Source organism: Mangrovibacillus cuniculi (assembly GCF_015482585.1).
GTDB lineage: Bacteria > Bacillota > Bacilli > Bacillales > R1DC41 > Mangrovibacillus > Mangrovibacillus cuniculi.
Genome location: NZ_CP049742.1, coordinates 642371 through 657282 on the forward strand (window position 1 = coordinate 642371; position 14912 = coordinate 657282).

At 37.0% G+C, this 14912-nt stretch carries 19 protein-coding genes; 10 read left to right on the forward strand and 9 right to left on the reverse strand.

Annotated features, from left to right (window positions below; all coding sequences use genetic code 11):
- Position 1 precedes the first annotated feature (1 nt).
- From G8O30_RS03280 to G8O30_RS03290, 3 genes are read left to right on the forward strand one after another with little or no spacing between them, the layout of a single operon-like run.
- Entirely contained in the window at positions 2–844 is an 843-nt protein-coding gene (locus G8O30_RS03280) for a sugar ABC transporter permease (RefSeq protein WP_239673568.1), read from the forward strand.
- A 27-nt stretch (positions 845–871) separates the two neighbouring features.
- Positions 872–2407: an alpha-amylase family glycosyl hydrolase gene (locus G8O30_RS03285; protein WP_239673569.1), complete on the forward strand. Its 1536-nt coding sequence runs from the start codon at positions 872–874 to the stop codon at positions 2405–2407.
- Between the two features lie 32 nt (positions 2408–2439).
- Positions 2440–3459: a LacI family DNA-binding transcriptional regulator gene (locus G8O30_RS03290; protein ID WP_239673570.1), complete on the forward strand. Its 1020-nt coding sequence runs from the start codon at positions 2440–2442 to the stop codon at positions 3457–3459.
- Between the two features lie 331 nt (positions 3460–3790).
- Here the strand turns inward: G8O30_RS03290 and G8O30_RS03295 are convergent, their stop codons facing one another.
- The 3 genes from G8O30_RS03295 to G8O30_RS03305 form a co-directional block, all read right to left on the reverse strand.
- Positions 3791–5086, reverse strand: a complete 1296-nt coding sequence (locus G8O30_RS03295) for an FAD-dependent oxidoreductase (protein WP_239673571.1) — start codon at positions 5084–5086, stop codon at positions 3791–3793.
- A 55-nt stretch (positions 5087–5141) separates the two neighbouring features.
- Positions 5142–5273 (reverse strand): DUF3941 domain-containing protein, encoded by a 132-nt coding sequence (locus tag G8O30_RS03300; RefSeq protein ID WP_239673572.1) that lies wholly within the window; start codon positions 5271–5273, stop codon positions 5142–5144.
- 65 nt (positions 5274–5338) lie between these two features.
- Positions 5339–6193, reverse strand: a complete 855-nt coding sequence (locus tag G8O30_RS03305) for a DegV family protein (protein WP_239673573.1) — start codon at positions 6191–6193, stop codon at positions 5339–5341.
- 164 nt (positions 6194–6357) lie between these two features.
- Between G8O30_RS03305 and G8O30_RS03310 the strand changes: the two genes are divergently transcribed.
- On the forward strand, positions 6358–7203 hold the full coding sequence (locus G8O30_RS03310; RefSeq protein ID WP_239674479.1) for a YitT family protein: 846 nt from the start codon (positions 6358–6360) through the stop codon (positions 7201–7203).
- Between the two features lie 543 nt (positions 7204–7746).
- Here the strand turns inward: G8O30_RS03310 and G8O30_RS03315 are convergent.
- From G8O30_RS03315 to G8O30_RS03325, 3 genes are all read right to left on the reverse strand, one after another.
- Positions 7747–7941 (reverse strand): DUF3813 domain-containing protein, encoded by a 195-nt coding sequence (locus tag G8O30_RS03315; protein WP_239673574.1) that lies wholly within the window; start codon positions 7939–7941, stop codon positions 7747–7749.
- Complete coding sequence (locus G8O30_RS03320) at positions 7941–8102, reverse strand: hypothetical protein (protein ID WP_239673575.1); 162 nt, start codon at positions 8100–8102, stop codon at positions 7941–7943. Before G8O30_RS03320 ends, G8O30_RS03315 begins: the two co-directional genes overlap by 1 nt.
- Before the next feature lie 97 nt (positions 8103–8199).
- Positions 8200–9012 (reverse strand): Cof-type HAD-IIB family hydrolase, encoded by an 813-nt coding sequence (locus G8O30_RS03325; protein ID WP_239673576.1) that lies wholly within the window; start codon positions 9010–9012, stop codon positions 8200–8202.
- Positions 9013–9164: 152 nt separating this feature from the next.
- Between G8O30_RS03325 and G8O30_RS03330 the strand changes: the two genes are divergently transcribed.
- Positions 9165–9473 (forward strand): metal-sulfur cluster assembly factor, encoded by a 309-nt coding sequence (locus G8O30_RS03330; RefSeq protein ID WP_239673577.1) that lies wholly within the window; start codon positions 9165–9167, stop codon positions 9471–9473.
- A 41-nt stretch (positions 9474–9514) separates the two neighbouring features.
- Here the strand turns inward: G8O30_RS03330 and G8O30_RS03335 are convergent, their stop codons facing one another.
- A complete protein-coding gene (locus G8O30_RS03335) occupies positions 9515–10333 on the reverse strand; it encodes an undecaprenyl-diphosphate phosphatase (RefSeq protein WP_239673578.1) in 819 nt (272 codons plus the stop codon).
- Positions 10334–10411: 78 nt separating this feature from the next.
- Here G8O30_RS03335 and G8O30_RS03340 point away from each other — a divergent pair, with 78 nt between their 5' ends.
- Positions 10412–10591, forward strand: a complete 180-nt coding sequence (locus G8O30_RS03340) for a YjzC family protein (RefSeq protein WP_239673579.1) — start codon at positions 10412–10414, stop codon at positions 10589–10591.
- 84 nt (positions 10592–10675) lie between these two features.
- On the opposite strand, the gene G8O30_RS03345 is transcribed toward G8O30_RS03340, so the two are convergent.
- Entirely contained in the window at positions 10676–10855 is a 180-nt protein-coding gene (locus G8O30_RS03345) for a DUF2929 family protein (protein WP_239673580.1), read from the reverse strand.
- Between the two features lie 134 nt (positions 10856–10989).
- On the opposite strand from G8O30_RS03345, the gene G8O30_RS03350 reads away from it, so the two are divergent.
- The 3 genes from G8O30_RS03350 to G8O30_RS03360 all read left to right on the forward strand — a co-directional run bounded on the left by G8O30_RS03350 (position 10990) and on the right by G8O30_RS03360 (position 13290).
- Positions 10990–11727, forward strand: a complete 738-nt coding sequence (locus G8O30_RS03350; protein ID WP_239673581.1) for a hydrolase — start codon at positions 10990–10992, stop codon at positions 11725–11727.
- 15 nt (positions 11728–11742) lie between these two features.
- Positions 11743–12153: a hypothetical protein gene (locus tag G8O30_RS03355; protein ID WP_239673582.1), complete on the forward strand. Its 411-nt coding sequence runs from the start codon at positions 11743–11745 to the stop codon at positions 12151–12153.
- A gap of 180 nt (positions 12154–12333) precedes the next feature.
- Positions 12334–13290, forward strand: coding sequence for a BMP family ABC transporter substrate-binding protein (locus tag G8O30_RS03360; RefSeq protein ID WP_239673583.1), 957 nt, complete (start codon positions 12334–12336; stop codon positions 13288–13290).
- 225 nt (positions 13291–13515) lie between these two features.
- Here the strand turns inward: G8O30_RS03360 and G8O30_RS03365 are convergent, their stop codons facing one another.
- Positions 13516–13791: a hypothetical protein gene (locus G8O30_RS03365; RefSeq protein WP_239673584.1), complete on the reverse strand. Its 276-nt coding sequence runs from the start codon at positions 13789–13791 to the stop codon at positions 13516–13518.
- 161 nt (positions 13792–13952) lie between these two features.
- Here G8O30_RS03365 and G8O30_RS03370 point away from each other — a divergent pair, with 161 nt between their 5' ends.
- Positions 13953–14891, forward strand: coding sequence for a beta-ketoacyl-ACP synthase III (locus G8O30_RS03370; RefSeq protein ID WP_239673585.1), 939 nt, complete (start codon positions 13953–13955; stop codon positions 14889–14891).
- The last annotated feature ends 21 nt before the right edge of the window (positions 14892–14912 follow it).

Sequence of the window (14912 nt, forward strand, 5' to 3'; positions counted from 1 at the left end):
TATGAGTTATAAAACGCAGAAAATCGTTCGTCTCACGTTGTCGTATTTAGTCGTTGCATTTATGTTTGCAATAATTTTGTACCCACTAGCTTGGATTATTGGATCTTCCTTTAATCCAGGTCAAAGTTTATCAGGTTCAAGTATAATTCCTGAAAATGCTACACTAGCTCATTATGAGAAGTTATTTGATAGAGAACAAAGTGATTATCTGATTTGGTATGCAAACTCTTTAAAAATTTCCACACTTACGATGATCTTTACCGTAATTATGGTTAGTTTTACAGCATATGCATTCTCAAGGTACCGTTTTGTTGGTAGAAAAAATGGGTTATTAACATTCCTTATTCTACAAATGATTCCTAACTTTGCAGCATTAATTGCTATCTTTATCCTTGCAAGACTTACAGGATTATTAAACACTCACTTAGGTTTAATCTTGTTCTACGTTGGTGGAGCAATTCCAATGAATACATGGTTAATGAAGGGGTATTTAGATACAATTCCGAAAGAGTTAGACGAGTCAGCTAAAATAGATGGAGCAGGGCATTTGCGTATTTTCATACAAATCGTTATGCCACTTGCTAAACCGATCATAGCAGTTATCGCTCTATTCTCCTTCATTGCACCGTTCACAGACTTCATTGTTGCTAGTATCTTACTTCGTTCAGAAAGTAAATACACCTTAGCAGTAGGTCTTTACAACATGGTAGCAAAGCAGTTCGGAGCAGAGTTTACAACATTTGCTGCTGGTTCCGTACTGATCGCAATTCCGATTGCAATTCTATTCTTATCTTTCCAACGTTACTTCGTTTCAGGACTAACGGCTGGAGGAACAAAGGGTTAATTAATTTAGAAAATGGGGGAAGCGGAGATGCAAAAAAGAGTACTTACTCTTCTTTTGATCCCGTTTCTTCTTTTTTACGCGCCGAGTGTCTCAGCGCTTGAAGAAGAAGAAAGAACGTGGCAGGACGAACGAATTTACTTCTTAATGGTGGATCGTTTTGCTAATGGGGATCAGTCAAATGATATTGCAGTAAACCGAGATGATCCAAGAGCTTATCACGGTGGAGACTTTAGGGGTATTATTAATTCATTAGATTATATAAAAGAGATGGGTTTTACCGCAATCTGGCTAACACCAGTCTTTAATAATGAGCCTGGAGGTTACCACGGGTATTGGATTGAAGACTTCTATGGGGTAGAAGAACACTTCGGTACCGAAGAAGAACTTAAGGAGCTTGTCAATGAAGCTCATAAGCGTGACATGAAAGTTTTGTTAGATTTTGTGGTCAATCATGTTGGACCTAACCATCCTTGGGCGAATGACCCTGCAAAAACTTCTTGGTTCCATGAACAAAAAGGGATAACTAATGATAAAAATCAAACCGATGTAGAAAATGGTTGGATTTATGATTTGCCAGATTTAGCGCAAGAGAATCCTGAAGTAGAAAAATATTTATTAAATAACGCTAAGTGGTGGATTAATGAATTTGACGTGGACGGTTATCGACTTGATACGGTTAAACATGTCCCTAAATCATTTTGGCAAAAGTTTTCTAAAGCGGTAAAAGAAGAAAAAGAAGACTTTTATCTTATTGGAGAAGTTTGGTCTGAAGACCCTAGATACATTGCAGAATATATGGACACTGGTATTGATGGATTTGTTGACTTTCCTTTAAACCAGGAATTACGAAAAGTATTTAGTGAGCCAGATCAGTCAATGGAACGATTATTTACGATGTGGAATTATAGTAAATCGTTTTACCAAGATCCCTACAAAATGGGTGTTTTCATTGATAACCATGATATGAAAAGAATGACGTGGGAAATGACTGCTAAGCAACAGTTTCCAGGGACAAGGTGGAAACAAGCGCTAACGTACATGTACACAATTCCAGGAATACCAATTATTTATTATGGTAGTGAAATTGCACTAAATGGCGCAGATGATCCTGATAATAGAAGAATGATGCAATTTAATATCGATGAAGATCTAATTGATTATATCAGCACACTAAGTCAGTTACGTGATACGCATGAACCGTTAAGAAGAGGAGATATGGGATTAATCACGGAAGAAATGGGTGTAGCTGTTTATAAGCGATTTACCGAAGATGAAACAATGTTGATTGCAATTAATGATACGTCTGAAACAAAAACGGTTGCTATTTCTGCAGATGCAGTAGGGGGAAACCTTTCATGGAAAGGCTTGCTAGCAACAGATACAGTGAAAGAACAAAATGGAGAGTATAAAATTACATTAGAACGTGAAACAAGCCAAATTTATGAGCCTTTTGAAGATCGAGGGATTAATTATTGGTATGCAATAGTACTAGTAGGTGTATACGTACTCTTTATGGTTTTCTTATACATTGTAAAGAAAAAGGGGAAGAAACAAGCTAGTTAATGGAGTAATTAGCTTTGGCAAGGGGGATGAACATGGGGATTACCATAAAAGACGTAGCGAAATTAGCTAATGTAGCACCGTCAACTGTTTCTAGGGTGATTGCAAATAACCCTAGAATTAGTGAAAAGACAAAAGAAAAAGTAAGGGAAGCAATGAGAGAACTTGGATACCATCCAAACTTTATTGCAAGAAGCCTAGCAAATCAATCTACACAGGTATTAGGTTTAATTACTCCTGGTTCAACGGATGTATTCTTTCAAAATCCATTCTTCCCTACTGTATTGCGTGGGATAAGTGAAGCAGCACATGAGAAACAATACGCAGTGCAATTAACCACAGGCCAAACGGATGAGGAGATTTACGAGGGTGTCGTTCAAATGGTACAAGGTGGACGAGTGGATGGAGTAGTATTACTATATTCACGCGTAGAAGACCGTGTACTACAGTACTTACGTGAACGCCATTTCCCATTTGTGATGATTGGAAAGCCGTATGAGTTTGTGGAAGAAATTACACATGTTGATAACGATAACTTCCGAGCTGCAAAAGATGTAACAGAATATTTGTTAGGATTAGGTCATGAGCGTATTGCTTTTATCGGAGGTAATCGTGAACTAGTCGTAACTGTCGAACGTCTTTTAGGTTACGAGAAAGCGCTATCAGATGCCGGGATTGCGTTGAAAGAAGAGTACATTCTTTATGAAGAATTTCTAAAAGAAGGTGGCCAAGAGGCGGTTTGTGAGTTATTAGCTCTAGAGGAACCACCTACTGCTCTTGTGGTTATTGATGATTTAATGACGTTAGGTGTGTTAAACACTTTGTCTGAAGTGAAGGTAAAAGTGCCAACAGATATTTCTGTTGTTTCGTTTAACAACGTGTTATTTGCGGAAATGGCTTCTCCAGGGATCACTTCTGTGGATATTAATATCTTTGACCTTGGTTACCAAGCTGGTAAAAGTATCATTCAAAAGGTAGAGAACCCTACAGAACCTACGAAACGAATTATTGTTCCTTATAATATTGTTTGTAGAGAATCATGCTCTAAGATTTAATAAAAAGAGACTGGGACAAAAATCAAAAAGGTACATTCCAAAAAAGCGAATGTATCTTTTTAATTTGTATTTTTGTTAATAATTCTGCAGAGATAGTGATTTTACAGAAAATATCTTTGGGATTGGAGCGGAAGGGGGCGACTCCTACGGGATAAGTGGGTTACTGAGACCCCACAGGAGTGTTCTTCAGCGACGAGGAGGCTCAGCAACCCGCCCCGTGGAAAGCGTCCCCCTGCAGCGGAAATCCCAGTGCAGTCACTTTCGGGTTTTGTCCCAGCCTTTTTGGGTTCAAAATGCTCTTACACATCAAGTGATTTATAGCCCACAATATTCAGTGGATCTTTTGGAGAAGAGAAGGGGGAGCATAAGCAATTTCCAATTGAGCTAACTGATCTACTGTACCACCTAATAAGATAAAGGCAGACAATACGTCAATTCGTTTATCGACACCTGTGGTTCCGCCAACTTGTGCTCCTAAAATCTTCATTGTCGCTTTGTCAAAAAACACTACTATTCTAATAGGATGTGCACCAGGGTAATATCCAGCATGTTGTTTAGACTCATGTTCTATTCTGCCGAAATGGATGTTGGCTTCTTTCAGCTGGGATGATGTGGCACCCGTTGAAGCGACAACGTAATCAAAGCCTTTTACAATATTAGTTGCTTGCGAACCGCTATAGGCAATGTTGTTTCCTGCTATATTATTGGCAATAACAAATGCTTGTCTGTGAGCCGGCCAAGCTAATGGAACTCTAAAAGGTTGATTAGTTACGGTATGGATAACTTCCACAGCATCTCCAAGTGCATAAATGCTCGGATCACTGGTAAGCCCAACATTATTTACTTTGATACCTGAAGTTTCACCGATTGTGAGATTTGCTTTTTTAGCTAAATCAGTATTTGGTTGAATTCCAATGGAAAAAAGGACCATATCCGCTTGTAAGTTGCCGTTATGTTTAGTTGCTACTTGATTATCCTCAGTAACTTCTATCACTTCATCTTCCGTAATGATTGAGATACCTTTAGATTCTAAGTCTTTTGCTAAACCTTCTGATATAAAAGGGTCTAGTCTGCTCATAACATGTTTATTTCGTTCAATGATAGTGGTTTCAATCTGCAGTAATTGAAGTGCTTCAGCCATTTCTACACCTATTGCTCCACCACCCACAATGACAGCGGATATTGGTGTGTTTTCCTTTATGTATTGAAGAATGTGATCCATCTGTTCAATAGTTCTTAATCTAAAGCAGTGAGGAAGAGTACTACCTGGAATGTCAGGTAATACAGCATGACCACCAGGTGATAAAATAAGCGTGTCATAAGGTATTTCAAAAGTTGTCGTATTATTTTTCACAATAACGGCCTTTGAATCACGTTGAATATCTATGACTTCATGATGGAGATGTAATCGTACATCATATTTCTTAGAGAAATCTTCCGGATCAGGGATAATTTCTTCTCTATCTTCCACCACTCCACCAACTACATAAGGCATTCCGCAATTGGAAAAAGCCACATATCCGTTTTTTTCAAAGATGTCTATTGTACATTCTTTGTCATAACGTCTTATTTGACTAGCTACTGTAGCGCCTCCGCCAACTGCACCTACGATGACAACTTTAGTCATTTTTTGTACCTCCTATGAAAAAACACTCTGGGGAACCCTAGAGTGTTTAATGTGTTTATAGATGATCGGGTTTTTTGGAATAAGAATGTTTACCGTGTTGCGCATTTTCTTGATATTGCTGATTTTTTTGCTCTTGTTTTGCTTGGTTATCTTTCGCTTTTTTATCGTTATCAGATGTATGTGACATGTCAAAACCTCCATTTTATAAGATGTTCTTATTATGGAATGTTCTGCTATGACTATGCATGGAAGTTAGTTACTTGGAATGAAAAAGAGAGCTAACGTACCAGGACCAGCATGTGAACCTACGGATGCGCCTAATGTGTTGATATAGAATTCACGGTCAGTTACCACTCCCTGAAGTAGTTCTTTTAATTGAAGAGCTGTTTCTTCTTCGTCTCCGTGGCTAATTGCTATCGGTCCAGTGGAAGTGGTGATACCTCTTTCTACCGCAAGTTCAACCATGCGTTTTAATACTTTTTTCTTCCCTCGAATCTTTTCTAGCGGAACCAATTTCCCATCTTCCACATGTAAAAGTGGCTTAATATTTAGTAAACCACCTACAAAAGCAGATGCTTTGGATACTCGCCCACCTCTTGCAAGGAATTCGAGGTCTTCTACGGTAAACAAATGGACCATTTTTGGAGCTAATGTGGAAATCTCAGAAATGATTTCTTCCTTTTGTTTTCCTTTTTCTAGCATTTCTACGGCGTGTTTGACTAGTAAGCCATGACCTAAAGAGGCACACTTCGTATCAATAATAGTTAAGTCTAAGTTTGGATGCTCTTCTTTCACTTGTTCCATTACCATGACAGCAGTAGAATAAGTTCCAGATAGTTCAGATGAGAAAGCTATGTATAATCCTGATGTATTTGTTTGAGCTAATTTAGTAAATTCCTCTAGCATGGTTTGAGGTGAAGCTTGTGAAGTTTTTGGAAGAGCGCCATTTCGTATTTCTTCAAAAACTTGTTTTGGTGGAATTGTCACCAAATCTAAATAATGATTTTCTTCAATTTGTACACTTAATGGTAATAAGGTGACGTTATTATCTTTGAAAAATGATAAGGGTAGGTCACAAGCACTATCAGCAAGTAATTGTAAAGTCATGGTCATCCTCCTTTTTGGATAAGCTAAACGTATAGTTTATTGATTATGAGTTCAGTTCAAGTGTTTTGCCTAAATTAGGACAAGTTATATATTGAAGTATATCATAATTATCTTGTATAATTCCTAGATTGACTGGAAAGAAGGAGGAGAATTATTTGTCTACTATATGGAATACATACGGAAAAACGTTTGTGATTGTTATTATTGGAGCTATATTAAATGCGATTGCAATGAACTTTTTCTTAATACCTGCAAATGTTTACGCTAGCGGATTTACTGGTCTTGCTCAGTTAATATCAGGTATCTTAGCAAAATTTACGGACATTTCTTTATCTACTGGTATTTTATTATTACTCTTAAATATACCTGTAACTATTTTAGCTTGGATGAAGTTAGGGAGAGCATTTACTATTTACAGTGCTATTTCGGTATTTTTTAGTTCTTTATTCCTAGAGATTATACCTGTTCAACAGCTTTCCCCAGATATCCTTCTTAACGCGGTTTTTGGAGGAGTTATTGCTGCAATTGGAGTTGGATTAACACTTAGGTATGGTGGATCTACTGGTGGTATGGATATTGTAGCAATGTTCTTATCGAGGTTAAATGATCGTCCTGTGGGAATCTATTTCTTTCTTCTGAATGCAGTAATTATTGTAACTGCAGGAGAGGTGTTCGGCTGGGAGAAAGCTCTTTACACACTAGTAACGTTATACGCTTCGACACGTGTAATTGATGCTATTCATACTAGACATGAGAAATTAACAGCAATGATCATTACAAAGAAAACGGACGCATTGCAAAAGGCTATTCATGCAAAATTAACGCGAGGAATTACAGTTGTCCCTGCACGAGGTGCTTTTAGTAGAGAAGAGAAAGAAATGATGATTACGGTTATCACTCGTTATGAGCTTTATTACTTGGAACAAATTATTAAGGAAGTAGATCCAAATGCGTTTACTAATATAGTGCAGACGACTGGAGTATTTGGATTCTTTCGTAAGGATAACTAGTGCCTAAACTCAACTCGGGTGAGGAAATGAGTGTTGAGGAGAGAATAGAAGCGTTCTATACTCATCTGGGGCAAGGAAATGAGTGTTGAGAAGAGAATAGAAGAGCTCTATAGTCACCTGGGTAGAGGAAATGAGTGGCGAGGAGAGAATAAAGGCGTCTAAAACTCACGAAGGAAGAAAAAGTTGCATGCGAGGAGAGAATAAAGGCGTCTAAAACTCACGAAGGAAGAGAAAGTTGCATGCTAGGAGAGAATAAAGGCGTCTAAAACTCACGAAGGAAGAGAAAGTTGCATGCGAGGAGAGAATAAAGGCGTCTAAAACTCACGAAGGAAGAGAAAGTTGCATGCTAGAAGAGAATAAGGGCGTCTAAAACTCACGAAGGAAGAGAAAGTTGCATGCGAGGAGAGAATAAGGGCGTCTAAAACTCACGAAGGAAGAAAGAACTTCCTAAATAAAAAGAATTTACCTAATAAAATTCAAAAAGCCATCCAATAATTAAGCATTGGATGGCTTTTGGCATTAGCTTACATGAAGGAAAAAGATTTATACAAGTGTATCCAGTTCATTCTGGTATGCTTGTAACTGCTTTTTCTCAGCATCTGTGGAGTTGGCAAATGCACTTGAGAGAGAGTTTTGCGCTTTGGCATAAGCCTTTTCAAAAGAATCTCGGTTACCGGTAGCACACTGACATGCTTCTTCGACATGTTGTTTTGCCTGTTGGAATAATTGGTTGCCCATTAGTTCCCACCTCCGAGATTTTCTATTGAGTTAGCATTTGAGCTAAGCTTCATGGCTTCTGCTTCCGCATAGGTCATATGATAAGGAAACTTTTGATCGTGCAATTGAACCGCGTTTTTCGAATCAATGCTAAATCTTCTTGATCCTTTACCTTTTCCCATGATCAACACCGCCTCTTCAAGTTTGAACAGTTAACCTGTTCCTAACTTAGTATGGATCTTAGCGTTAAAGTTAACCGTTCCAAACAATGCCAAGATTTTAGATGTTTATGGAAAATCGTTCTGCTAAATAGTTACCAATACCATCTTCTTCGTTAGAACCAATTACTTCATTTGCAACAGCTTTTACTTCTTCCGTACCATTTCCCATTGCAAGGCCAGTTCCTGCAAACGTAAGCATTTCCAAATCATTATCCTCATCACCAAATGCAATAATTCGATCATGAGGGATGTCATAATGCATAGCTACTTTTTTAATCCCTTCAAATTTATTCATTCCTTTAGAGATAACTTCAATGACATGCCATGGGGCAGCCCAGCGACGATGATCTACTACTTCAGCATAGACATTGCTCAAATGTTGCCTTATAGAAGGCACATCTTCTTCATCCGCATGTATTAAGAGAGATGTGGGATTTTCTGTTAAGATTTCTTGGATTGGTCCAGTCTGTAAACTGGAAGAATTCTCAGAAAAAATACTCAGTAATTTTTCATCATGATAATGAATAAACACATGATCTTTTACTTCCGCTAACATATTATGGAATGAAAAGTCTTCGCATGCTTTCACGATTTGGTGAACGGTTTGTAAATCAATAGTAGTATGTATTGCTTCCCACGAATCATCTTGTGGATGGTGCGTAAAAGCTCCATTAAAATTGACAATTGGTGTAGTTAATTCTAACTCTTTATAATACATTTCGCTTGCTCGAAAAGGTCTTCCTGTGGCGATCATGATTTCATGTCCTTGATGTTGAAGTTCTTTTAGTACTGCTTTTGTGTAAGGGGAAATGACCTTTTCATCCGTCAATAATGTTCCGTCTAAATCTAAACATATTAAGTGCTTTTCCATAAAAACGCCCTCCTGTATAAATAGTTACCGATCTCTAGTCCATTAAAGTGTACTCTTTTTTTTACTAGACGTCTAACATCTAAGCTAAAACCGTTTCCTTTTGTTTACACGAAATCTTTGTTATCATATAAAAAGATAAAGGAGTGATAGGAATGGATGCAGAATTAAAAGAGAGTTTAATGGGTGCCCTAGAACTAGTGGTTGATCCTGAATTAAATATTGATATTGTCAATTTAGGACTTGTTTACGATGTGGATGTAAATGAAGAAGGAGTAGCGACAGTTACAATGACGCTAACATCTATGGGATGTCCATTAGCAGGTACTATCGTCGATCAAATTAAAGCAGCATTTAACGACATTCCTGAAGTAAAAGAAACGGATGTTAATATTGTCTGGAATCCGCCTTGGACAAAAGATAACATGTCCCGCTATGCGAAAATTGCATTAGGGATTAGATAAGAAAAAAGGTTACCCAACAATTAAATTGGGTAACCTTTTTCTTATATAGTAAGGAAGAAAATAATTGGTCCTACGATAAAACAGTAGATTGCAAAGTAAATTAGATTTCCTTTAGCCATAATTCCCATAAACCATTTCAAGGAATAATAAGAAGCGACAAATGATCCAATAAATGCTACGACATATAGTAACCACTTGGAATTAAAATCAGGGTCACCTAAAATATCTGAAAAGGAAAGAACAGTTCCGCCAAGACTCACTGGGATAAATAGAAGAAAAGAATATCTCAAAGCTGTTTCTTGCTTTAACCCTCGAGCCATAGCAGCAACAATGGTAGCTCCAGAGCGAGAGATTCCAGGCATTAATGCCACACACTGGGCTAAACCAATAATAATGGCATCTTTTATCGTTAAACTTGCATCTCCACGCTTTCCGCGTAAATTTCTAATTAAGAACAATGCGATACCTGTAACAATTAACGACAAGGCAACGAGATATATTCTACTTGATAAACTTTCAAAAACATCTCCAAATAATACACCTATTACCGCAGCAGGGATTGTTCCAACGATTAAGTATAGAATAAACTGAAAGTCATCTTTTTTTTCCACATCTTTTGTTCGAAGATATCCTATCCCATTTACCGTTAGTCTTACTAAATCCTCCCGATAAATAACTAAAATAGCTAGCAGGGAAGCAGTATTTACGAATAACTCAAAAGATAGCCCGTCAATTTCAATTCCTAAAAAGTATTGCGCGAACTGTAAATGCCCACTAGATGAAATAGGGATAGGCTCAGTAAAACCTTGAAAAAGCCCTAATAATAAATATTTTAAAACCTCAATTATGTTTGTTTCCATTGTTACCTCCAAGTTCATGAATAGTTATGTGTAGATTGCTTATCCTAATACTATCTCACAGGAGAAGGAGAGAGGAAAATGGGACAAGCACATCAATTTAAGTCTGGTCAAAAAGCACCTAACAACGGAATGTATGTGGAAATTGGTGAAACTGGAAGTATGGTTCAACACCCTAAACAAGTAAAACTTAGAGCGGGAGATCGATTCCCTGAAACATCCAACGATGATCGTGTATGGACGTATAAACCTAAAGTATAAAGATACCTTAGGAAGTTTACCACAGATAAAATATAAATGTCGTCATAAAAAAAACTGTGCTAATTTTCGTAGCACAGTTTTTTTTTAATGCTGAACTTCTTCGTTAGGAATTATGGAAGAAATGATGAAAAGTAGGAGTGTAACTGCTACCGCAACGATGCTTCCAATAACATAGTTAAATGGAGAACCACTCATAGAGCTAACAACGTATGTAGCCATTTGAACTAACAAGAATGTCCAAAAAAATGTAAAGAAGAATTTCACCTTGTTCACCTCTTTGCGTCTATCAATAGAAATAGTATCTGTCCATAATCCTACCACATTACATAATAAAAAGACACGTTTTTTAAGCGCCTTCATATACTAAATGGACTTTTACTGTAAATGAGGGAACGCAAATGGAACAGCGCACATTTCAGCTATTTAATGAATGGTGCATCGTCCATTATCCGGAGAAACCTAGTGGGTTTGGTGTTCTCATAATTGGTGACACCCAGCATTTTGTAGATGAAAAATCTAGCTTTTGGCTACAACATTATGGACGAAATCAAATGCTTGAAGAATTATTAGACGCCGGATACACCGTTTTTACATCTAATTTGTACGGAAAACATTGGGGTAGCGATAAGGCAGCTGAACTAGTAATTTTATTGTATAAATACATGATAAAAACAGAAATTTTAAACCATCGCATCCACATTATTACAGAAGGCATGGGAAGCTTACTACTACCAAAGTTATTGCATGAGCTTTCCGATAAAATACGTAGCATATGTATCGTGTCTCCTTGTGTATCCTTAAGACATTACGCGGAACAAGAGAAACACCAACGTCTGTTTTTTAAAAGGTGGTTGCAAGAGGTTAGTATAGCGCATCAACAATCAGTAGAAAGTACGATGGGTTCAATTAGTACAATTCTTGAAAATAATTGGTCTGTTGGAGATAATCCACTATTCATAGCACATATAGTAGAAAGAGGTAAGTATGAAGGGCAAATTGCTCATGTGAAAACCATTTTTGAAAAAAGAACCAGTAACGGTTTAACAACGGAGTTTCATTATATCATGCCAGAGAAAAGAATCTTACTAATGAGAAAAATGATCTATTTCATGAGGAAATTTGAAAAAGTGCTTTAAATTGGAGGAACTCACATGGTACATGAAATTCATCACCCGTTATCTTTAGTAGGTAAAAAATTAATCCATTCCCTATTAAATGAAGGAGAAGAGGTACATGCAGTAACGTCTACACAAGAATTAGAAAACGAATTTTGGATGTATTATGGGAGAAATGCTTTATTTAAGGTATCGGATGAAGAGGAAAACGCGTATAACCACAAGTGGACAATTGAGAATTCTTTCTTAACGTACAAAGAAAACAATAAGAATGCAATCAAGATTGATTTACCTATTGAACGCTCATTAGAAAACTTTGATGATAAAATTAGTGATTTTATCGTTGCCAACATAAAGAATTTGAAACCAGGTGATACGTATTGTTTGAGTTTATCATCTGCAAGAGAGAGTAAAGAATTAGAAATTCGAATTGATAAAAAGAAGTGAAAAGACATTTTTCTTCTTTTCTATTTAGTTTGTTAAAGGTACAATATCATGTAGGTTATTTATTTCAAGTAGTATGGAACATCGACTTATTGTGTTTGTCGTGTTACCGATAAGTCGATATTCTTTCCAAATTAACTAGTTAATTGCTTGTTTAATTTGAATAAACGAAAGGAGTAACGGATGAAGAAAACTAGGATGAATCTTGTCCTTAGCTTTCTCCTTTTCATACTTTCTGGATGCTCTGTCATTTCATCAGATGAGGAAAAACAGAAAGTAGGATTGTTGGTACCAAATACGGTTAACGATCAGGTATGGGGAACAAAGGGATATAAAGGACTCTTAAAATTACAGTCACGTTACGGCTTTGAAGTGTTTTATAAAGAAGAGATTGTCAAAGAAATAGATATTAAAAACTCTGTTCAAGAACTACATAATAAGGGCGTTACGTTAATCTTCGGACATGGAAATGAGTATGTTGATATATTTAATGAAATAGCTTCTACATATCCAGAAATTCATTTTATTTCTTTTAACGGAGAAGCAACAGAAGAAAACACCACAACTTTATCCTTTGAAGGGTATGCGATGGGGTATTTTGGAGGAATGGTCGCTGCCGAGCATTCTTCTTCTCAAGAAATAGCGGTAATTGCTGCCTTTCCTTGGCAACCAGAGGTAGAGGGATTTATTGATGGAGCTAAATATCATAATCCTAAAACAAAAGTACATGCTTACTTTACAGAAGATTGGGATGACGAAGAAGTTGCGATGACTCATCTACAATCTATTACAAAGGAAACGAATACAGATGTTTTTTATCCAGCAGGCGATGGTTTTAACATTCCTGTCATTGAAAAAGTAAAAGAAGACGGTAACTACGCCATAGGATATGTTTCTGATCAAGCTGATATAAGCGAAACAATGGTGCTAACAAGTACGATTCAACATGTTGATAAACTATATGACCTTGTAGCTAAGCAATATATGGAAGATAAACTGCAGCATGGGAGTCTATCTTTTGACATGCAAGACGGAGTGATTTCGTTAGGACAATTTAGCCCGCTGTTAGAAGAAGACTTTACAGAGCAATTAAACCAATATGTAGAAAAGTATAAAAAAACAGGTGAATTACCGAAATAAAACTACGGAGCAGGTCAGCGTTATGACTTGCTTCGTAGTTTTTTTGTTACGTGACCAGTAACAACTCATCGTTAGCCACGTGATGTGGCTTGCCCTTAGATGAGTCTCCTTTGTATTAATGATCATGCTCCAAGGGATAGAAAAGAGGAAAAAGGACTTTATGGTCCCTTGGCATATACAAAAAAGAAACCAAGATACCAACCAAAACTTCAAACGCACCAACCTCTATGATTTTTCAATCTTTTCTGCTAAGTAAGACAATATTTTGGGGCCGTACTTCTTAATATACGGCTTCAACTCTTCATAACTAGAATATAGGGTTGTGCCGTGTTCTAATAACTGGTCCATATCGACATCTTCCAACCACTTCGGAAGAGGAACTTGATTGAGCAGTTCCTCTTCTGAATGTTCGGAAGGCTCTTCAACTTGATTTACTTCTTGATTTCCACGTGTATATTTTGCTCCCATAAGCTGATCAAAAATATTCTTTTTTTCTGTCATGTCAACACCTCCTATTGCATACAATATGCAGCTTTTCATTTGTGAGTTAGACATTTAACTAAAGAGATAGATAAATAAAATAGTTGCATAGCAAGTTCTTATCCTTTAAAATTAGTACCAAGTCATAATAGTACATATACAATAAAAGAGAGGTGTATGGAATGGGTGCAGGAATAAAAGGTATTGGGATGTATGTTCCAGAAAATACTGTAACGAATAAAGATTTAGAAAAAATTATGGATACATCTGATGAATGGATTCGTACTAGAACTGGTATAGAAGAGAGAAGAATAGCGTTAGATGAGCAAGATACATCCTTCCTTGCCTTTCGAGCTGCGAAAGAAGCGATGGAAGATGCTGACATATCTCCTGACCAAATTGGTTTAATACTTGTAGCAACCGTTACACCTGATCAACCATTTCCAACAGTATCTTGTATGCTTCAAGAGCAATTAGGAGCAAACGGTGCGGCTGCAATGGATGTGAGTGCAGCATGTTCAGGATTTATGTATGCAATGGCTACTGCAAAACAATTTGTGGATATGGGGACATATGATTATGTTTTAGTAGTAGGTGTTGAAAAACTTTCAAAGATTATTGATTGGAATGATCGTAATACTGCAGTTTTATTTGGAGATGGAGCGGGAGCAGTCATAATCGGTAAAACAGAAGAAGGAAAAGGATTACTTGCTTTTGACCTTGGTTCTGATGGAACTGGAGGAAAGTATCTATACCAAACTCCAGAAGACACCATTTTTATGAACGGGCGAGAGGTATTCAAGTTTGCGGTTAGACAAATGGGTGATTCTTGTGTAAAAGTAACAGAGAAAGCTGGATGGTCAAAAGAGGATGTCGATTTCTTAATTCCTCATCAAGCCAATATTCGAATCATGGAGGCTGCTAGACAACGTCTGGATCTACCAGAAGAAAGAATGTCTAAAACAGTTCATAAATATGGTAATACATCTGCAGCGTCGATACCGATTTCTTTATATGAAGAAGTAAAGAACGGTAAAATTAAAAAAGATGATAAAGTAGTGCTTGTTGGATTCGGCGGAGGATTGACATGGGGAGCGGTAGCTCTTACATGGGAAAAATAACGTAACTAGTGAAAGGAGCTC